This is a genomic window from Roseiarcus fermentans (assembly GCF_003315135.1).
Taxonomy (GTDB): Bacteria; Pseudomonadota; Alphaproteobacteria; order Rhizobiales; family Beijerinckiaceae; genus Roseiarcus; species Roseiarcus fermentans.
On the sequence record NZ_QNRK01000001.1, the window covers coordinates 73,280 to 92,566 of the forward strand.

Below are 19,287 nucleotides of genomic sequence, written 5' to 3' on the forward strand. Positions count from 1 at the left end.
TCGGAACGCGCTTGGCGGGCGAACGGCGAGGCGCCGCTCGCGTTCGTCTTCGGCGCGCAGGCGATGCGGTCGCGGCCCAGCCGGACGGGGCGCCCGGACGAAGGAGCGAACAGCCCGCGAGCGGCGGGGACGGGGAATGAAATTTCATACGATTATGGTTGCCAATGGGAAAACTTTTTGTTCTATTCTCGAGCCGGCGAAAAAAGCCGGAACGCCCGGGGCTTGGGGAGGTCGGCGATGACGAAGCGGTTCGTGATGGCGTTCGACGAGGGAACGACCAGCGCACGCGCGGTCATTTTCGATCGACAGGGTCAGGTCGTTTCCGTCGGCCAGCAGGAGATCCGGCAGATTTACCCGCAGCCGGGGTGGGTCGAACACGACCCGGTCGAGATCTGGACGAAACAGCTCGCCGTCGCCAGGGAAGCGATTCGCAAGGCCGGAATTTCGCCGTCGGATCTGGCCGCCATCGGCATCACCTGCCAAAGGGAGACGACCGTCATCTGGGATCGCGCGACGGGCGAGCCGATCTACAACGCGGTGGTTTGGCAAGACCGCCGCACCGCCGGACTCTGCGATTCGCTCACTGCGCGCGGCTTGGCGCCATACGTGGCCGAGAACACCGGTCTGGTGATCGACGCGTATTTCTCCGGGTCGAAGGTCCAGTGGCTGCTCGGAAACATCCCCGGCGCGCGCGAGCGCGCCGAACGGGGCGAACTGGCGTTCGGCACCATCGACACCTGGTTGATCTGGAACCTGACGGGCGGCCGCGCGCACGTGACCGATTACACCAACGCATCCCGAACGATGCTCTTCAACATCCGGACCCTGACATGGGACGAGCGCATGCTCGAGGCGTTGAGCGTTCCAACCGCTCTGCTTCCCGAGGTCCGCAATTCATCGGAAGTCTACGGCGTCACCGACCGCGCCTTGTTCGACGTCGAGATCCCCGTCGCCGCAGCCGTCGGCGATCAGCAGGGCGCCCTGTTCGGGCAGGCCTGCTTTTCCAAGGGCATGGCGAAGTGCACGTTCGGAACGGCGGCCGCGTTGATGATGAACACAGGCGATCAGCCGATCGTTCCGGACCGAGGCCTGATCTCGACCATCGCCGTCGGGGTCGACAACAAGGTCCAGTATGCGATCGAGGGCGTCTTGTTCATCACCGGCGCAGCCGTGCAATGGCTGCGAGACGAGCTGCAGATCATCAAATCGAGTTCGGAGGCGGCGGTCACCACGCCAGACACGAACGGCGTCTATTTCGTCCCGGCGTTCATTGGTCTGTCGGCTCCGCTCTGGGATCCGTATGCGCGGGGCGCGATCGTCGGACTCACCCGCGGCGCGAACCGGAGCCACATCATCCGAGCGACGCTGGAGGCGACCTCCTACCAGATCCGCGACGTGGTCGAAGCCATGCAGGCTGTCGCGGGAATCGACGTCGAAGGCCTCAAAGTCGACGGCGGCGCTTGCGTGAACGACTTTCTGATGCAGTTCACTTCGGACATTCTCGGCGCGCCCGTGCTGCGCCCGCGGGTGGTCGAGTCGACGGCGCGCGGCGCGGCCTTTCTGGCCGGCATCGCGACGGGCGTGTGGTCCGGACGAGAAGAGCTGGCCGACGCCTTCGAGCTCGAACGCAGGTTCGAGCCGGCGATGGACCGCGGCAAGGCGGATACGCTTTACCGGGGATGGAGCCGTGCGGTCGAAAGGTCGCGGGACTGGGTCGAGCGCTGTTCTTGAAGGCCGATACGCCGCAAGGGCGGGGCCAGGGTGTTTTCGGACATGCGCCGTGCGACGGATCGCACCGAAAGAGGAACCGGCCTTGTCCGGTCAGTTTCCAAAGTTCCTTGAGCGCCGATCCCGCAGGCTTTCGGCGCTACGATGGCTGCGCGCGGCGTGACCGTCGGCGTCGCAAGCGCGCCCCGCAGGGCGACAGTCGGGTCGTTCTCGGCGCGCGCCTTGGCGATGCCGAAGCGGAATCCGCGCGGCGTCGCCGGCGTCGCGCGCGTCTTTCAATCCGGTTTCGGGTCCGCCACCGGCGCGCCGACGTGCAGGCGCTCGACGCAAGACCGAGGACCCGCTTGCGGAGCGCGGTTGGAACGCGCGCGGTGACGCTGACGGAGCAGCGCACGGCAATAGGATAAATCGTCTGCGACGCGCCGCTGAGAGAATATTTTTCTGTCCTTGCCCTCAATCAGAGAAGGAATTCATTTTCTTCTTTCGATGCCCCGAATGGAGACAAAAGAAGTTGCTCGAGCAGCAGGAGAAAATTAGACTACTAAAACGATCGAGTTTATGGATTATCTCAATGGCACACGTTTCCCCTGAACCAGGCAGCCTCGCGCGCCTCACCGAGGCCATGCGCCACCTCGCCGGCGGCGTCGCGGTCATCACCGTCGGAAAGCCTCCGGAGCGCTCCGGTTACACCGGCACGGCAGTCTTCTCGCTGTCGATCAATCCCGAGCGAATCGTCATCAGCATCGGACGCCAGTCGTCCTCCTATTCCGTCATCCGCCAGCATGGCCTGTTCGGGGTCAACATCCTGAGCGCCGGACAACAGCACGTCGCCGACCTTTTCGCAGGACGCGGCGGCGTGAAGGGCGAAGCGCGATACCAAGGGGCCGAATGGATCGTGACCCCGCGCGGCGTGAGCCTGCTCGTCGGCGCTCTCGCCACTGCGGAATTTCGGGTCGAGGAGATCATCGAGCGCCACTCGCACGCTATCGTGATCGGTGAGCCGCTGGCGATCTCGGCGACCTCTGACAGCGATGCGCTGATCTACTGGCGCTCCGCCTATCGAGCCGTCGGGTCGGGCGTGCGCCTGGCCGCGGAATGACGGCCGCCACGGGCCGACGCCATCCTCAAACAACCAGACGCCATCTCTCAAGGGAGCGAACCTTCATGTCGCAGCAGCAGAGTCGTGAACCGATCAAATTCGCTTACTGGGTCCCCAATGTGTCGGGCGGCCTCGTCATTTCCAACATCGAGCAGCGCACCAACTGGACCATCGAGTACAACCAGAAGCTCGCGCAGATCGCCGAAAAGGCGGGCTTCGACTACGCCTTGACGCAGATCCGCTTCACCGCCGGTTATGGCGCGGAATTCCAGCACGAATCCGTCTCCTTCAGCCATGCGCTGCTCCATGCGACCGAGCGGCTCAAGGTCATCGCCGCGGTTTTGCCCGGTCCGTGGACGCCGGCGGTGCTCGCCAAGCAGATCACCACGATCAACCACCTCACGCAGGGGCGCGTTGCGGTCAACATCGTCTCCGGCTGGTTCCGTGGCGAGTTCCAGGCGATCGGCGAACCCTGGCTCGACCACGACGAGCGCTATCGTCGCTCGGAGGAGTTCATCCGCTGCCTGCGCGGCGTCTGGACGGAAGACAAGTTCACCTTCGCCGGCGATTTCTATCGCTTCCGCGATTTCTCGCTGAAGCCGAAACCGATCGAGCCGCTTCCCGAGATTTTCCAGGGCGGCTCGTCGCGGGCGGCTCGCGACATGGCCGCGCGCGTGTCGGATTGGTACTTCACCAACGGCAACACGCCCGACGAGATCGCCAAGCAGGTCAATGACATTCGGCAGAAGGGCGCCGCCAGCGGCCATCAGCCGAAGATCGGCGTCAACGCCTTTGCGGTCGCCCGCTCAACCGAGGCCGAGGCCCGCGCGGTCGTGCAGGAGATCATCGCCAAGGCGCTGCCCGAGGCGGTGAACGCCTTCGGCGCCGAGGTCAAGAACGCCGGCCTCGCCTCTCCGGAACGGGAAGGCAACTGGGCCAAGTCGGGCTTCGAGGACCTCGTCCAGTACAACGACGGCTTCCGCTCCAATCTCATCGGCACGCCCCAACAGATCGCCGAACGCATCCTGAGCCTCAAGGACGCCGGCGCCGACCTGATCCTGCTCGGCTTCCTGCACTTCCAGGAGGAGGTCGCCTTCTTCGGCGACCAGGTCATCCCGCTCGTGCGCGAGCTGGAAGCGCGCCGCGAAGGCGCCAGGGCCGCCGCTGAATAAGCCGCGCTTCGCGGTTCATTCCCAGACCCGAGAGGCCGAAATGTCGACGCTGGCCAGGACGGCCGTCTCCTATCGGGGCGCGGCCGAGGGAGACTCTTTGTCTCCTGCACGACCCGGATCGCGCGCCTCGTCCGGCGCGCAAGGGGATGGCGCGAAGTCGGCGTCGCTCGCCCTCGAAGGCGTGAGCCTCAGTTTCGGCGGCGTCGCCGCGCTCCGCGACGTCGACCTCGCCTTCGCCGACGGCTCGATCACCGCAGTCATCGGGCCGAACGGCGCCGGGAAGACGTCGCTGATCAACGTCATCACCGGCGTATACACACCCGACCGAGGACGCGTCGTCATCAAGGGGCGGTCTTATTCGCGCTCGCCGACCTCGCGGCTCGCCTCGCTCGGCGTCGCGCGAACCTTCCAGAACCTCGGCCTCTTCAAGGGCCTCTCGACCTTCGACAATATCGCCCTGGGCCTGTCGTTCGCGGCGCGTTCGACCATCGTCGAGCAGGCGCTCGGCGTCGGGCGCGCCCGCGCCGAGGTCGCCCGGACGCGGCGGAAAACCGACGAGGCGCTCGAGCATCTGCACCTCGAATCCTACCGCGACCGCCTCGTGGGTTCGCTCCCCTACGGCGTGCAGAAGCGCATCGAACTCGCCCGGGCGTCCGTCGCCGAGCCGCATTTCCTTCTGCTCGACGAGCCGCTCGCCGGCATGACGATGGACGACAAGGTCGAAATGACCGCGTTCATCCGTTCGGTTCGCAGCCGTCTCGGGGCGACGATCGTTCTCATCGAGCACGACATCGGCCTGGTGATGAGTCTCTCCGACCGTGTCGCGGTGTTCGACTACGGGCGCAAGATCGCCGAGGGGACGCCCGCCGAGGTGCAGGCCGACCAGGCCGTCATCGACGCGTATCTCGGCGTTCCTCACGCGGACGAGGAGGCCTGACCCATGGGGGATTTCGACCTCTCCTTCTTCATCGAGGTCCTGGTCGGCGGCCTGCTCTCCGGCGTCATGTACGCGCTCGTCGCGATCGGCTTCGTGCTCATCTACAAGACGTCCGGCGTGCTCAATTTCGCGCAGGGGCCGCTGCTGCTCTTCGCCGCGTTGACCTATGTGTCGCTGATCGAACGCGGGATCGCGGCGCCGCTCGCGCTCGTCCTCGTCTTCGCCGCCATGGCCCTGATCGGCATTGCGATCGAGCGCACCGTTCTGACGCCGCTCGCCAACCGGCCGCCAATCACGCTGTTCATGGCGACGCTCGGGCTCGCTTACGTCGTGGAGGGCTCCGCGCAGCTTCTGTGGGGCGGACAGGTCCACGCGCTCGACCTCGGCGTGAGCGACACCCCGTTCGACGTCTACGGCGTTTTCGTCTCCCGGTTCGATCTCTTCGCCGCCGGCGTCGCCGGGTTGATGGTCGCGGCGCTGATCGCCTTCTTCCAGTTCACCCGCGTCGGCCTCTCGTTCCGCGCGGCCGCCGCCGATCCCTACGCCGCCGGCGCGATCGGTCTCCGCCTGCATGCGATTCTTGCGACCGCCTGGATCGCGGCCGGCTTCGTCGCGCTGGTTGCGGGGCTCCTGTGGGGCGCCCGGCTCGGCGTCCAGTTCTCGTTGTCGCTGGTCGTGCTGAAGGCGCTGCCGGTGCTCGTGCTCGGCGGGTTCGACTCCATTCTGGGCGCGATCGTCGGCGGCCTCATCGTCGGCGCGTCGGAGAAGCTGGCCGAAGTCTACATCGGCCCGTTCTTCGGCGGCGGCATCGAGATCTGGTTCGCCTACGTGGTCGCGCTCGTCTTCCTGCTCGTCCGGCCAGCGGGTCTGTTTGGCCGGGTCCAGGTGGAGAGAGTCTGACATGAGCAGCCCTGCTTCCCTTCCCGCCGCCGCCCGCTGGCTGTTTCCCGTTCTCGCGATCGCAGTGGCCGTCGTCGCGCCGCCGCTCATGAACTCGGACTACCTCTACGAGGCGATCCTGCTGCCGTTTCTCGCCCTCTCCCTCGCCGGCGTCGGACTGAACGTTCTGATGGGCTATACCGGCCAGCTGTCGCTCGGCTCCGCCGCATTTCTCGCAATCGGGGCCTACGCGGCCTTCAATATCAACCTGCGCGTCGGGCTGCCGCTGCCCGTCACGATCGTCGCGGCCGGGATCATCGCGGCGCTGGTGGGCGTCGTGTTCGGGCTGCCGAGCCTGCGGCTGCGTGGCTACTATCTCGCCGTCTCGACGCTCGCGGCGCAGTTCTTCGTGCAGTGGGCGCTGACCAGGTTCCCCTGGTTCTCGAACGATTCGAATTCCGGCGTCATCGACGCGCCGACGCTTTCGGTCGCGGGGATCCATTTCGTCACCCCGCTCGGACGCTACTATTTCACGCTGACGATCGTCGCGCTGCTGACCGCGCTGTCGGCGCGGCTCGTGACCGTCAAGACCGGCCGCGATCTCATGGCCGTGCGCGACCACGAGACGGCGGCGAAGATCATCGGCGTTCCGGTGCTCAAGGCCAAGCTCGTCGCCTTCGCCTATTCTTCGTTTGTGATCGGCGTCGCCGGCGTCCTCTGGGCGTTCGCCTATCTCAGGACCGTCGAGCCGGACGGATTCAATCTCGACCGCTCCTTCCAGATCCTCTTCATCACGATCATCGGCGGCCTGTCGACCATTCGCGGCGCCTTCTTCGGCGCGGCGATCATCGTGGCCCTGCCGCTCCTGCTCGCCCGCGCTTCGAGCGGGCTCGCCGGCGGCGCGCTCGATTCCGGATCGCTCGACATGATCCAGCGCATCGTCATCGGCGTGCTGATCATCGGCTTCCTCATCGCCGAGCCCGATGGACTCGCCGCTCTCATCCAGCGCGCCCCCAACGGTCTCGCCGGTCGCGTGCGTCCGCGATCCTCGCCGGCGACGCGCTAGCGCCCATCCTCTCGCCCATGTTCGGAGCACAACCCATGACATTCGGATTTCGCTGGAAACACCTGGTGGTCGCCTCGACCATCGCGCTCGGGGCGCTGACGGCGGCGCCGGTCGCCTCCCTCGCCGACGAGCAGTTCTTCCCGCTTCAAAGCTATCGCGTCGGCCCCTACGCCGCCGGCGGATCCGGCTTCTTCGGCGGATTCATCGACTATCTCAACCTGATCAACATCCGGGACGGCGGCGTCAACGGCGTCAAGCTCACCTGGGACGAAGGCGAGACGCAATACGAGGTCGAGCGCGGCGTCGAGGTCTACGAGCGCCTGAAGAGCCATCCGGGGGTCGCAGCGTGGAATCCGCTCTCGGTCGGCATCGCCTACGCGATGATCGACCGCATCACGCAGGACAAGACGCCGCTGATCACCATCAATCACGGCCGAACCGACTCCACCGACGGCCGCGTGTTTCCCTATGTGTTCCCGCTTCTCCTGAACCCGTACAGCGAGACGTCCGGCATCGTGAACTACATCGCCGGTCAGGTCGGCGGGCTCGACAAGCTCAAGGGCAAGAAGATCGTCGTGCTCTATCACGGATCGCCCTACGGCAAGGAGACGATCCCGATCTACGAGCTCCTCGCCCAGAAATACGGCTTCGAGGTGCAGCAGATCGAGGTGCCGCATCCGGGCGTCGAGCAGCAGTCGCAGTGGCTGACGATCCGGCGCGCCAAGCCCGACTATGTCGTGCTGCGCGGATGGGGCGTGATGAACCCGGTCGCTCTCAAGACCGCCGCGAAGGTCGGCTTCCCCGTCGATCACATCGTGGGCAACGTCTGGTCGAACTCGGAAGAGGACGTTCTGCCCGCGGGCGATGCGGCGATCGGCTACACCGCGATCACCACCCAGGCCTCCGGCCAGAACTATCCGATCGTGCAGGAGATCGTGAAGACGGTCTACGGCGCCGGCAAGGGCAACCTCGAGGACAAGAACCGCATCGGCTCCGTCTATCACAACCTCGGCATCGTCAACGGCATCCTGAACGTCGAGGCGGTCCGCATCGCGCAGGAGAAGTTCGGCCACCGCACGCTGACGGGCGACGAGGTCCGCTGGGGCTTCGAGCACCTGCAGCTCGATCCCGCCCACGTCGAAAAGCTCGGCGCCAAGGACCTGTTCCACTCGATCAACGTCACCTGGGACAACCATGAGGGCGATGGCTACGTCACCTTCCAGCGCTGGGACGGCAAGAAGTGGAACGTCGTCTCCGACTGGATCGCCCCGGACTGGGCGCTGCTGCGTCCGATCATCGAGAAATCGTCCGAGGCGTACGCCAAGGAGAAGGGCGTCACGATCCGCACGAGCGAAGCGACGCCCGTCGTGAACTGACCGGCGCGGCGGCCGGCGGCCGACGCCGGTCGCCTGTTTTCCCAACGGGACCCCTCATGACCCCGACCAGCCCTCGCCCGCTCCTCGAAGTGCAAAAATTGAGCGTCGTCTACAATGGCGCCGTCGTCGCGCTGACCCATGTCGACCTCGACGTCCGGCCGCGGGAGATCGTCGCGCTGCTCGGCGCGAACGGCGCGGGAAAAACGACCGTCCTGCGCTCGGTCTCCAACCTGCTTCAGGCCGTTCGCGGTCAGGCCCGCGCGGACCGCGCCCGTTTCGACGGCGCGGATTTCCTGCATCTCGGGCCGGGCGACCTCGTGCGTCGCGGCCTCGTGCCGGTGCTGGAAGGCCGGCGCGTGTTCGGGCCGCTGACGGTCGAGGAGAACCTGATCTCCGGCGCGATCGGCGCGGCGAAGTCGCGGGCGCAGACGGCGCGCAACCTCGAGCGCGTCTACACGCTCTTTCCGAAACTCGTCGAGCGCCGGCGCTCGCCCGCGGGCCTCACCTCGGGCGGCGAGCAGCAGATGCTCGCCATCGGTCGCGCGCTCATGGCCGAGCCGCGCCTGCTCACCCTGGACGAGCCGTCGATGGGCCTCGCGCCCCTCGTCATCCAGGACATTTTTCGCACGCTCAAGCGCCTCAACCAGGACGAAGGCCTCGCCATCCTGGTCGCCGAACAGAATTCGGCGGTGGCGCTCGCCTACGCGCATCGCGCCGTGGTGCTCGAGAACGGCGTGTCCGCGCACGAGGAGGATGCGACGACGCTGCGCGCGCGCGACGGCATGAAGGACTTCTACCTCGGCCGCACCAGTCATGCGGCCTAGACCCGGGAAGGGGAAAACCGATGAATGAGCATGTCCAGACGATAAAGCCCGTGCCGCCGATCCCGCGGCCGTCCGGCCCCGCCCATGTCGTCCGCAGCGACCAGGAGGCGATCGAAGTCGCCAAGCGACTCGCCGCGGATTTCGTCAAGAATGCGTCCGTCCGCGACCGCGACCGGGTGTGGCCCGTGCAGGAGCTCGACGCCTTCTCGCAGAGCGGCCTCTGGTCGCTGAACGTGCCCAAGGCGTTCGGCGGACCCGAGCTCTCCTATGCGACGATCTCGCAGGTGGTCGAGATCATCTCGGCCGCAGATTCCTCGATCGGGCAGATTGTGCAGAACCACATCGGCGTCGTGGCCGCGATCCGCACGGTCTCGGACGAAGGGCAACAGAAGCTGTTGTTCGGCGAGGCGCTGAAGGGCGTCCGGTTCGGCAACGCCTTTTCCGAGTTCGGCTCCAAGCGCGCCGCCGATTTCGAGACGCGCTTCGAGGACAAGGGCGACCACGTCGTCGTGACCGGCCGCAAGTTCTATGCGACCGGCGCGCTGCTCGCTCACCTCGTGCCGATCGTGGCGACCGACGGCGAGGGCCGCGCCTGGTACGCCATTGCAGACCGCGGGGCGGAAGGCCTGGCGGTGATCGACGACTGGTCGTCGTTCGGCCAGCGCACGACGCTGTCGGGGACCGTCATCCTCGATCACGTGAAGGTGCCCAAGACCCATCTCGTGCCCGGCTACAAGGGCTACGACAAGCCGACCGCAGACGGCGCCATCTTCCAGATCATCCAGGTCGCGGTGGACACCGGCATCGCCAAGGCGGCGATCGAAGAGACGATCGGCTTCGTGCGCACGAAGAGCCGGGCGTGGGTCGATTCCGGCAAGGAGCACGCATTCGAGGACCCCTACACGATCCAGGCGATCGGCGGGCTGACGCTTCGCCTGCACGCAGCTCAGGCGCTTCTCGAAAAGGCGGGACGGGCCATCGACGAGGCGGTGCGGGCCCCGACCGCGGAGAGCGTCGCCTGGGCGCAGATCGTGACGGCGGAGGCCAAGGTTCTCTCCACCGAGATTGCGATCGACGCCGCCAACCGACTGTTCGAACTCGCCGGCACGCGCTCGACGCTCGCGGAGCACAATCTCGACCGCTATTGGCGCAATGCGCGCACGCACACGCTCCACGATCCGGTCCGCTGGAAATATGCGATTCTGGGCGACTACTTCCTGAACGGCAAGAATCCGCCATTGCACGCCTGGAGCTGAGCAGGGGGTCGGCGCGCGCGGCAGGAGCCGCGGCGCCAATTCCTTGAAGTACAATAATCTATAAAAGAGATAGACAAAAGGGTCTTTTGTCTGGCAAAGAGGTGTGCGCGCTCCGCCGCGCTACCGACCAGGCTTGGGACTTTGGACGCAGTCGACCGCAAGATCCTGAGGATTCTTCAGCAGGACGCCTCGCTGACCGTCGCCGAGATCGGGCGCGCCGTCGGTCTGTCGACGACGCCGTGCTGGAAGCGGATCCAGAAGCTCGAAGCCTCGGGCGTGATCCGAAAGCGCGTGGCGATCCTCGCGCCCGACAAGGTCGGCTTCGGCGTGACTGCGCAAGTCAGCGTCCAGGCCGGCGATCACGGGCGCGAAACCGTCGAGGCGTTCATCGTCGCCGTGCAGGCGATGCCGGAAGTGCTGGAGTTTCAGCGCGTGGCCGGCGACGTCGATTTCTGCCTGCGGGTCGTGACGGTGGACATCCCGCATTTCGAGGACTTCTATCGGCGCCTGACGTCCCTGATGCCGCTCAGGCGCGTCTCGTCCTATTTCGAGCTTCAGCAGTTGAAGTCGGAGACCGCCTTGCCGCTCGCGCTTGCGCCGGGCGCGAGACTGCAAGCGCCGATCGCGGATCCAGCCCCGGGTGGATAGCGCCGGGAGGCCTTCGCGCCATTTCAGGCCAGATTCAGGACTCGTGCGGCGTTCGCCGAAAGGACCTTGTCGATCACGTCGTCCCGGAAGCCGAGCCGCTCATAGTCGTCCGCCGACTGGCGCATCGCGCGGAAGGGATAGGACGACCCGAACGCGATCTGGTCGGCGAGCGCGCCGTTGGCGGCCTCGACGTAGAGCTGGCCGCCCGGCTGGAAGATGTACATGTCCGGAACCAGGATGACGTTCTCGTAGCGGAACGCGACGCCGACCATCTCGGCGACACGCGGCCAGGCGCCGTGATGCACGACGATGGCGAGGCGCGGGAAGCGCCGCGCTACGCGTCCGATCGCCGACGGATCGTTGAGCGCGAGGTTCGGCGTCGTCGGGCCCGACATCAGGAACACCGGGGCTCCGAGGTCCTGAAGCGCCTCGTAGACCGGCCAGTAGATCGCGTCGTCGAAGGCGCGAGCGGGCTCGCAGAATGCGGGCTCGAGGTTGATCGCCTTGAGCCCGAGGTCGCGGATCGCGCGCTCGGCTTCGTCGGGCGCGCCTCGCCCGAGCCGTTCGGGATCGACCGAGCCGACGCCGACGAGCTCGGGATGGCGCGAGACCAGCGCATGAATCGCGTCGTTGTCGTTGCGGATCGCAGGCGTGTCCCGGCCGATCACGACGGCGACGGCGAAGCCCGCCTCGCGAATCTCTCCGATGTACCCCGCCTCGGTCTGCGAGCGCACGAAATGCTCGGGGTCGGTCGAGCCGGTGCGACGGTTCAGCCATTTGGCCGTCTCGAATTCCGGCGCGCCGCGGCGCGCGCCGTAGAAGTCGTGCAGGAAGGCCGGACGATTGCGGATGTCGATGATTGTCTTGCTCAAGTCCGTCTCCGGATCGCCTGCGGCGAAAGGGGTCGCCGGACGAGCCGGCGGTCCCTTCAAACATGCGGCTTGATAATTGACAAGTACTATAGACTTAATGAAGTATGTCGGCGAAGTTTTCCTCCCGGTCGGCGAAGCGGCCGACTTCGCGCCCCTTCCGAAGGATTGTTCCATTCATGACGACTCCGACCACGATCAGCGCGCTCTGGTTCCTGCCCACGTTCGGCGACGGACGCTATCTGGGCTCGCCGGAATCGGCCCGCGCCGGCGACTTTCCCTATCTCAAGCAGATCGCGCTCGCCGCCGATTCGCTCGGTTTCGAGGGCGTGCTGATTCCGACTGGCCGGTCCTGCGAAGACAGTTGGCTCCTGGCCTCGGCGCTCGCCCCGTTCACCGAGCGGCTTCGCTTTCTCGTTGCGGTCCGACCGGGCGTCCTGTCGCCAACGCAGGCGGCCCGAATGACCGCGACCCTCGATCGACTGTCGAACGGGCGCGTCCTCATCAACGTCGTGTCCGGCGGCGATCCGCAGGAGAACCGAGGCGACGGCCTGTTCTGGTCGCACGCCGAACGCTATCGCGCGGCCGAGGAATTCCTGAACGTCTACACGCGCATCCTTGCGGGCGAATCGGTGACGTTCTCCGGAGAATTCATCCGCGTCGAGGACGCGCGGGTGTCGTTTCCGCCCGTCCAGCAGCCGCGGCCGCCGCTCTATTTCGGCGGCTCGTCCGAGGCGGCGCACGACGTCGCCTCGCGCACGATCGACAAGTATCTGAGCTGGGGCGAGCCGCCCAAGGACGTCGCGGCGAAATTCGACGACGTGCGGCGCCGGGCGGAGACGTCGGGACGCGAGGTGACGCTCGGCGTCCGCCTGCATCTCATCGTCCGCGAAACGACCGAGGCCGCCTGGGCCGCCGCCAACCGTTTGATCGAGAAGCTCGACGACGCTACGATCGCCAACGCTCAGAGCGTATTCGCCCGCATGGACTCGGTCGGTCAGCAGCGCATGAGCCAACTTCACGGCGGCCGGCGCGACCGGCTCGAAGTTGCGCCGAACCTGTGGGCTGGCGTTGGCCTGATCCGCGGCGGCGCCGGCACGGCGCTGGTCGGCGATCCCGACACGGTCGCCGAGCGGATCGACGAATATCGGCGGATCGGCGCCGACACCTTCATCTTCTCCGGCTACCCGCATCTCGAGGAGGCGTATCGGGTCGCCGAGCTCTTGCTGCCGCGCCTGCCGCTGAGCAGGCCCGTCGGCGCGAGAGACAGGCTGGTCAACATGGGCCCGTTCGGCGAGATCCTGTCGGGCGGACGAGCCTCGCCGGAGAAGGCGGCGGTCGCGTGAGCGCCGACCGGCCCACGATCGCCATCGTCGGCGGCGGCTTCTCCGGCGCCGCGGTCGCCTATCATCTGGCGCAGGCCGGGGCGCCGGCGAATCTCGTGGTCTTCGAGCCGCGCGCACGCCTCGGCGCCGGCCTCGCCTATGGCGGCGACGACCCCTCCCATCGCATCAACGTGCCGGCGACCCGCATGTCGCTGCTGCCGGACGACAGAACGCATTTCGCCCGCTGGCTCGAAACCTCGGGCACCCTCGCTCACGATCCCGGCGCCCGGAGCGGCGCGGACGCGTTTGCGCGCCGGCAGGACTTCGGACGCTACATGGACGAGGCGCTGCGTCCGCTGGCTTCCGGCGCGCGCGTGCGCCATGTCCGCGCCGCGGTTGTTTCCGTGCGTCGGAGCGCCGGCGCCTGGGCCGTGCGCGACGCCGTCGGCGACGGGATCGACGCCGACCTCGTCATCGTCGCCACAACCCATCCCAGTCCGACCGTTCCGGCCGAACTCGATTCCTTGCGCGGCGATCCGCGCCTGATCCCGGACGCGCTGGCCGGCGGCGCGCTCAGTCGCCTGACAGGCGAGGAGCGCGTGCTTCTCGTCGGCTCCGGGCTGACGGCGGCCGATGTGGTCGCGACGCTCGACGCGTGCGGACATCGCGGCCAGGTCGTCATGGTCTCGCGCCGCGGCCTGCGGTCGCTCGGCCATGCGCCGCGCCCGTTCGCCGCCGAGGGCGACTTCGTCTCGGACCCGGTCCGGACTGCGTCAGCGCTCGTTCGCAACGTGCGCCGCGCCGTTCAGCAGGCCGAAGCGGAAGGGCGGACCTGGCATTCGGTCCTCGACGCCGTCCGGACGCAGGGCCCATCGATCTGGCGGACTCTCACGCCGGAGGCGCGCAAGCGCGTCGCTCGGCGGCTGCGCCCGTACTGGGATGTGCATCGGTTTCGCGCCGCGCCGCAGATCGATACGACGCTCGCCCGCAAGCTCGAGGATCGTTCGCTCGAACTGCGCAGGGCGCGGCTCGGAACGGCCGCGGCCGGCCCCGAGGGATTGACGGTCGAACTCTTCGACTCGAGGCGGGGGTCGGCGACATGCGAGACCTTCGATGCGATCATCGTCGCAACCGGGCCCTCGCATCGCGAGATCCTGCAGGCTCAGCCGTATCTCCGCGCCCTCGCCGAACAGGGCCATGTGGCGCTCGACGAGATCGGCCTTGGCCTCGAAGTCTCGCGCAAGGGCCGCGCCGTCGGCGCGTCGGGTCGCGCTGAGCCGACGCTTCTGGTCGCGGGACCCCTCGCTCGCGGGACGTTCGGCGAGCTCATGGGATTGCCTGAAGTATCGGACTACGCGCGCTTCATCGCTGAGCAAGCCTTCGAAGAACTGTCGCTTTCTCTTCCTCGAGCGGGTCGTCGATCGGTCGTGTCTGTCGGGCAAGACGGACCTTGACGGCTCGCGTCTCGACACGAACGGTTCGGATGTCGGCTCTTGCGCTTCTGTGACCTCCCAGGACCGGCAGGAAACGAATTGGTCGCTGTCGAGTACGGGCTCGACCCTTGGACGCGGCGCCCCACGCGGCAAGTCGCGGCGCTTCGGCGGTCGCGCTGGCGGGACCCGGTCGACCCTTCACGGGACCCGAAGCCGGCGCTCGCTCGCGTCCCGCGCCCAAGCGGCCGGCGAGCGTCGCGTGGACGGTCGACGCCGAGAGAGACCTGCCGGTTCGCGCGTCGGCGGCGGCCATCGGATGACGCTTGAAACGCCGGGTCGCGGAGTTTCTTTTCCGCCAATTCGCCCGCGATGGCGGCGACGGCGTTCGCGCCCTCTTCCGCTTTCGCGATCTTCGCGGCCTTCTTGGCCTCCAAGGAGTCTTCTCCTGGCGCCAACGTCCTTCGGGCGGCTTCCCGCGCATCGCGGGCGGCCTTTCAGTTCGATTTCGGGATAGACGCCGACCGCGAGGGTCTTTTTTCGCGCCGCCGCAAGCCGCTCGCTCGCCACAGCGCCATGGGAGAGCGCGCTTCGCGAGCGGCTTGCTTCCGTCGAGCGACGCCACGGCATGGGACACGATCATTATTGCGCCGGGGAGCGCGCGCCCGATAGCGAGGTCGGTAACGGCCATGTTGCCGCCACCGCACCGCTGGAACGCCGCGTCGCGCGGAACCGCTATCACGTCGGCGGTAAGTACCCTGTTTTGAACAAGGCATGACGGACACGAACATGTTCCCAGCACTCAAACCCCACGGATAGGCCGCGCATCAACTCTGCGCGGAGGTCTCGCTCGTTGTCCATTTTCTATCGCCGTTAGAGTGTTACCATGAGAGAGTTTTATTCAAATTTGCTGCAACAGACCGCATCGATATGCTTTGAAAGAAGGGATGCCACGGTCTTGGCGCGATAAAGTGCATTCGGCCTAAGCTTTCCCAAACAGGGACCACCGTTCCCTTCAAGCCCGCAGCGTGGGAGTGCCTTTGGAGATCTTCAACAACATCTCGTTGTGATTCCGACGATTGCGAGCCAAATGATGAAGACACAGGGACGATCACCATATCCTGCCCCTGCTCGTGCAAGTGTGCGACCTTGAACTGCGGCATTGCGGCGTCCTTTCGGAGTGGAACAGATAAAGTACATGATTCGGATAGCCGAGGAAATGGGCGAGGGCCCGCTCCGACTGGGCACCCTGGTTCGCCCGCGAGGCCTGAACTTCCCGCTGTCGCGCCTCATGTGTTCGGCTTGCGGTAGTCGCAGCGTGACCGTCGTGTTTGAGCTGCCGACTAACCGTGAGACCCGCAGCGGATGAGATAGAAGCTTGAGCCGTTTTGGGCCAGCATCCAAAGTCTAGGTCACGGGCTTATCCCTAAATCTGTGGAGGCCCACAATTTGGGCTGCCCGTCCACAGGGATGCGCGTAAACTCCTGCTGTTCAACCCGAGAATCGCGCTGAAGGGGGCGGCCGGAGATGGCTGGGTCTGAGTTAGTAGTGGACATTCCGGTCGCACTTAAACAGGAGGTTGGCAGCGGCAACGTCGCATTATTCCTTGGTGCCGGTGCAAGCAAAGGAGCGGCATATAGCCCCCCAACACCAGAAATGCCGCTCGGCGGAGAGCTACGGAATCTTATTTGTGACCGCTTTCTAAACGGGGAGAGCAAGGACCGAACGCTTTCGACGGTTGCTTCTTACGTTAATAATGAGTACGGTCCGGGTCAATTAGAAACCTGGCTAGGAGCATTGCTTGCTCAGTATCGACCGTCGACGGGCCATCTCCTTCTGCCAAAATTTCGCTGGCAGGCAATCTATACATTGAACTACGACTTGCTAATTGAGGACGCCTATAAAGACGATAAGTTGTCAATGCAGCAGTTATCAAAGTGGTATAAGAACGATAATTCAATGGACCGCTCAATGCGAGCCATGGAGTCGCCCGTTCCTCTGTATAAATTGCATGGTACCATTGACCAATTTTCCGACCTGACAGCGCCGATTGTCCTGTCGCAGGAGGGATTTCTTCTTTGGAGAGAGGGACGGGAACGTTTATACAATCGTCTTCGGGAGTCAATCGCCGAATATCCTATTGTGTTCGCAGGTACGGCATTGGGCGACCCGCACATACAGGAGTTACTAAATGTGGAGACTGGCCGCAGGCCGATGCAATACATGGTAGATCCGTATCTAAATCGCCACGACGAGCAACTGTTTTCATCGAAGAGAATTACCCCAATCAAAGCAAGCTTCGACGAATTCATGGCGGCCCTTGATGCCGCAATTCCCACAATAAATCGCCGCCTTACAGCTATCCATGCGGGCGCTATTCAGCATTCTATACAAAGATTCTTTCGGTCTAATAACATGCCGACGCCACAAATTATGTCATTTCTTACAAATAATGTTGAGCATGTCTTTGCTGGGATAGCTAGTACTCCATTGAGTCCAGAGTTATTTTATAAAGGAGAGTCACAATCTTGGAGTCCGATCGAGCAACAGCTTGATTTTTCGCGGACTAATTATGAGTCCGTCATGCTTAAGGTATTGGCTATCGGAAGCAAATCCGATGCGTCAGTTGACATATTAGCAATCAAAGGTGTTGCTGGCTCTGGCAAAAGTGTATTTCTCCGTAGAGTAGCGTACGATCTTGCTACTACGCATGGGCTATTGGTGTTATTTTGCCCGCCAAGGGCATTTCTTGAAGCTGATCGTATACGAGAGATATATGAGGTGACTCGATTACGACTGGTGGTCGTAATCGATCACGCCGCGGATCAAATGAAAGTAATAACAGATATCGCAGATCAACTCAATCAAGCAGGGATCCCAATTACTATGATCGTTGCGGACAGCGAAGCCGCCTGGGGATCTTACATCCAGGATTTTGGTGAGAGGCTCGCGTTTACTTTCACCCTTCGGCTTCTTGAGCCGAGAGAAATTGTCGACTTGATAAGTCGATTGGAGCGGCATCACTGCCTAGGCATTCTAACGGATGTCACTCCAGAACAAAGGCTCAGAGCGTTTAAGGAGGTTGCTGATCGTCAATTACTAGTTGCTCTCTATCAGGCTACGCAAGGCAAAGATCTGGAGAAAATCATTCTGGAGGAGTACGAACGGATAGCTCAACCGGATGCACAGGAACTTTATCTCCTAGTTGCAACGCTCAATCAGTTCCGGACGCCAGTGCGAGCTGGGCTTATTCGACGACTCACCGGCGTTCGGTTCCAAGACTTCGAGCGAGATTTCCTTGGGCCTTTGACGGGAATTGTTCATGCGGAGCGCGATCCAATTCTCAAGGACATGGTTTACCGCACTCGTCATCCATACATTGCTGAAATTCTTTTCCGCAATGTCCTAGACACGACTTCGAAGCAGGTTAATCAGTATCTGCGGATTCTTGACGGAATGGACCCCTCATACTCTTCAGATTACGAAGCGCTTAGAAAGATGGTGAGCTACCGAAATGTTCGCTCCCTGACTGCATCTCTAGCCGAGCGCCGTCAGATACTTGACGCAGCTGAGAAGGCCACTCAGGCGGATCCTTTTATTTTGCAGCAAAGAGCTCTCCTCGAAATGAATGACCCGAAGGGCAACCTCTCGTCTGCGGGCCGTTATCTTGAAAGGGCGCTTGCCGTTCGGCCAAGGGATGCCTCGCTGCGACATACCAAAGCGACGCTTTTGCAGCGGGAGGCAGAGGTGCACCCAAACCAGCTGGAGCGAAGGGCAATCCGAAGCGATGCAAGAGCAATTCTTCGATCGCTCAGGGGAGATCATGTGGATGGATATGTTGCTAGCTCCACCGCCGCGCTTGCTATCGATGAAATAGAGGATCTCACAAAAAATCCTCCCTCTGACGCTATAGACGTCCAAATCGTTCGCTTGGTTGAGGATGCCGAGAGAGCGATTAGACAAGGCCTGGCAGCTGCCCCAGATTTCGACACGGTGCATCTGCAGGCTAGTCGTCTACAAAAGCATTTCGGTGACAATGAAGCAGCGGCCGCCGTGCTCAAGCGAGCTATCACCGCGCGTCCGGAGCTGGAATTTGTCGCTGTCGCCTACGCAAGGGCGATCCGAGATACCAATCTCAGCGAGGCATTGAGCGTCGTAAAGGGAAGCTTGGCTCATAAACCAAACAGTCGTGCATTAAACGAGGCCCTCTTTGAGTTACTTCTGATGGAATCCGATGAGGTCCGTCCCGAGTTGTGGGCCCCTCTCCGCAAGTCCTTTACCAATGAAGACGGCAATGTTTTTATGCACGTCCACGCACTTAGGCATCAATTTGTCATTGGCGACGACAATGCGTACCGGAAATTAATTGAAGCCGCGGAGAAGATGAAGGTAGCAAGGAGGGAGCGAGAAAAGCCTCGCGTGCGTTACCGAAATCCATCGTCGGGGGACGGCCGTTTCACAGGCCGCATAGCCTATATCGGCGAGACACACGGCTACGCAACGGTGTTCGGTATCACCAGAAACGTCTATATTCGGCCAGATATTAGCATGGACGTCGATCTGTGGGACTCACTCAAGCGAGACGACCCGATCACGCTGAACGTAGAATTTTCGTTAAAAGGGGCGATAGGGACCGGCGTAACTAAGAACCTTTAAAGCTGGCATTGCTCACAAACAG

Annotated in this window: 14 protein-coding genes and 1 pseudogene; 13 read left to right on the top strand and 2 right to left on the bottom strand. The window is 63.9% G+C overall.

Annotated elements, in window-relative coordinates:
* Positions 1-237: 237 nt before the first annotated feature.
* Positions 238-1,731 carry a glycerol kinase GlpK gene (gene glpK, locus DFR50_RS00365; RefSeq protein WP_113887205.1) on the top strand — a complete coding sequence of 498 codons (1,494 nt, stop codon included), beginning with the start codon at positions 238-240 and terminating at the stop codon, positions 1,729-1,731.
* A gap of 119 nt (positions 1,732-1,850) precedes the next feature.
* Here glpK and DFR50_RS32725 read toward each other — a convergent pair.
* A pseudogene (locus tag DFR50_RS32725) lies at positions 1,851-1,970 on the bottom strand (integrase); the annotation flags it as partial.
* Between the two features lie 269 nt (positions 1,971-2,239).
* Between DFR50_RS32725 and DFR50_RS00375 the strand changes: the two are divergent.
* The 9 genes from DFR50_RS00375 (at position 2,240) to DFR50_RS00415 (ending at position 10,985) form a co-directional block, all read left to right on the top strand.
* Entirely contained in the window at positions 2,240-2,827 is a 588-nt protein-coding gene (locus tag DFR50_RS00375) for a flavin reductase family protein (RefSeq protein ID WP_147262615.1), read from the top strand.
* 65 nt (positions 2,828-2,892) lie between these two features.
* On the top strand, positions 2,893-3,999 hold the full coding sequence (gene sfnG, locus DFR50_RS00380; RefSeq protein ID WP_113887208.1) for a dimethylsulfone monooxygenase SfnG: 1,107 nt from the start codon (positions 2,893-2,895) through the stop codon (positions 3,997-3,999).
* Between the two features lie 40 nt (positions 4,000-4,039).
* Positions 4,040-4,936 carry an ABC transporter ATP-binding protein gene (locus tag DFR50_RS00385; protein ID WP_113887209.1) on the top strand — a complete coding sequence of 299 codons (897 nt, stop codon included), beginning with the start codon at positions 4,040-4,042 and terminating at the stop codon, positions 4,934-4,936.
* Between the two features lie 3 nt (positions 4,937-4,939).
* A complete protein-coding gene (locus tag DFR50_RS00390; protein ID WP_113887210.1) occupies positions 4,940-5,836 on the top strand; it encodes a branched-chain amino acid ABC transporter permease in 897 nt (298 codons plus the stop codon).
* Between the two features lies 1 nt (position 5,837).
* On the top strand, positions 5,838-6,881 hold the full coding sequence (locus tag DFR50_RS00395; protein ID WP_113887211.1) for a branched-chain amino acid ABC transporter permease: 1,044 nt from the start codon (positions 5,838-5,840) through the stop codon (positions 6,879-6,881).
* A 35-nt stretch (positions 6,882-6,916) separates the two neighbouring features.
* Positions 6,917-8,257 (top strand): ABC transporter substrate-binding protein, encoded by a 1,341-nt coding sequence (locus DFR50_RS00400; protein ID WP_113887212.1) that lies wholly within the window; start codon positions 6,917-6,919, stop codon positions 8,255-8,257.
* Between the two features lie 56 nt (positions 8,258-8,313).
* A complete protein-coding gene (locus DFR50_RS00405; protein ID WP_113887213.1) occupies positions 8,314-9,081 on the top strand; it encodes an ABC transporter ATP-binding protein in 768 nt (255 codons plus the stop codon).
* A gap of 20 nt (positions 9,082-9,101) precedes the next feature.
* Positions 9,102-10,337, top strand: coding sequence for an SfnB family sulfur acquisition oxidoreductase (locus DFR50_RS00410; RefSeq protein WP_113887214.1), 1,236 nt, complete (start codon positions 9,102-9,104; stop codon positions 10,335-10,337).
* Positions 10,338-10,478: 141 nt separating this feature from the next.
* The gene (locus DFR50_RS00415; protein WP_113887215.1) at positions 10,479-10,985 is read left to right on the top strand and encodes an Lrp/AsnC family transcriptional regulator; all 507 of its coding nucleotides are present in this window, start codon (positions 10,479-10,481) and stop codon (positions 10,983-10,985) included.
* 23 nt (positions 10,986-11,008) lie between these two features.
* On the opposite strand, the gene DFR50_RS00420 is transcribed toward DFR50_RS00415, so the two are convergent.
* Positions 11,009-11,857: an amidohydrolase family protein gene (locus tag DFR50_RS00420; protein WP_113887216.1), complete on the bottom strand. Its 849-nt coding sequence runs from the start codon at positions 11,855-11,857 to the stop codon at positions 11,009-11,011.
* A gap of 176 nt (positions 11,858-12,033) precedes the next feature.
* Here DFR50_RS00420 and ssuD point away from each other — a divergent pair, with 176 nt between their 5' ends.
* The 3 genes from ssuD to DFR50_RS00445 all read left to right on the top strand — a co-directional run bounded on the left by ssuD (position 12,034) and on the right by DFR50_RS00445 (position 19,265).
* Positions 12,034-13,200 carry an FMNH2-dependent alkanesulfonate monooxygenase gene (gene ssuD / locus DFR50_RS00425; protein ID WP_113887217.1) on the top strand — a complete coding sequence of 389 codons (1,167 nt, stop codon included), beginning with the start codon at positions 12,034-12,036 and terminating at the stop codon, positions 13,198-13,200.
* On the top strand, positions 13,197-14,633 hold the full coding sequence (locus DFR50_RS00430) for an FAD/NAD(P)-binding protein (RefSeq protein ID WP_113887218.1): 1,437 nt from the start codon (positions 13,197-13,199) through the stop codon (positions 14,631-14,633). The genes ssuD and DFR50_RS00430 overlap by 4 nt, the downstream gene beginning before the upstream one ends.
* Before the next feature lie 1,503 nt (positions 14,634-16,136).
* Complete coding sequence (locus tag DFR50_RS00445) at positions 16,137-19,265, top strand: SIR2 family NAD-dependent protein deacylase (RefSeq protein ID WP_113887221.1); 3,129 nt, start codon at positions 16,137-16,139, stop codon at positions 19,263-19,265.
* Positions 19,266-19,287: the final 22 nt, after the last annotated feature.

Bases quoted from the DNA above. Each gene is read 5' to 3' on its own strand.
- sfnG (WP_113887208.1), top strand. From the start codon at position 2,893: ATGTCGCAGCAGCAGAGTCGTGAACCGATCAAATTCGCTTACTGGGTC.
- DFR50_RS00410 (WP_113887214.1), top strand. From the start codon at position 9,102: ATGAATGAGCATGTCCAGACGATAAAGCCCGTGCCGCCGATCCCGCGG.
- DFR50_RS00395 (WP_113887211.1), top strand. From the start codon at position 5,838: ATGAGCAGCCCTGCTTCCCTTCCCGCCGCCGCCCGCTGGCTGTTTCCC.
- DFR50_RS00385 (WP_113887209.1), top strand. From the start codon at position 4,040: ATGTCGACGCTGGCCAGGACGGCCGTCTCCTATCGGGGCGCGGCCGAG.
- ssuD (WP_113887217.1), top strand. From the start codon at position 12,034: ATGACGACTCCGACCACGATCAGCGCGCTCTGGTTCCTGCCCACGTTC.
- DFR50_RS00405 (WP_113887213.1), top strand. From the start codon at position 8,314: ATGACCCCGACCAGCCCTCGCCCGCTCCTCGAAGTGCAAAAATTGAGC.
- DFR50_RS00390 (WP_113887210.1), top strand. From the start codon at position 4,940: ATGGGGGATTTCGACCTCTCCTTCTTCATCGAGGTCCTGGTCGGCGGC.
- glpK (WP_113887205.1), top strand. From the start codon at position 238: ATGACGAAGCGGTTCGTGATGGCGTTCGACGAGGGAACGACCAGCGCA.
- DFR50_RS00400 (WP_113887212.1), top strand. From the start codon at position 6,917: ATGACATTCGGATTTCGCTGGAAACACCTGGTGGTCGCCTCGACCATC.
- DFR50_RS00445 (WP_113887221.1), top strand. From the start codon at position 16,137: ATGGCTGGGTCTGAGTTAGTAGTGGACATTCCGGTCGCACTTAAACAG.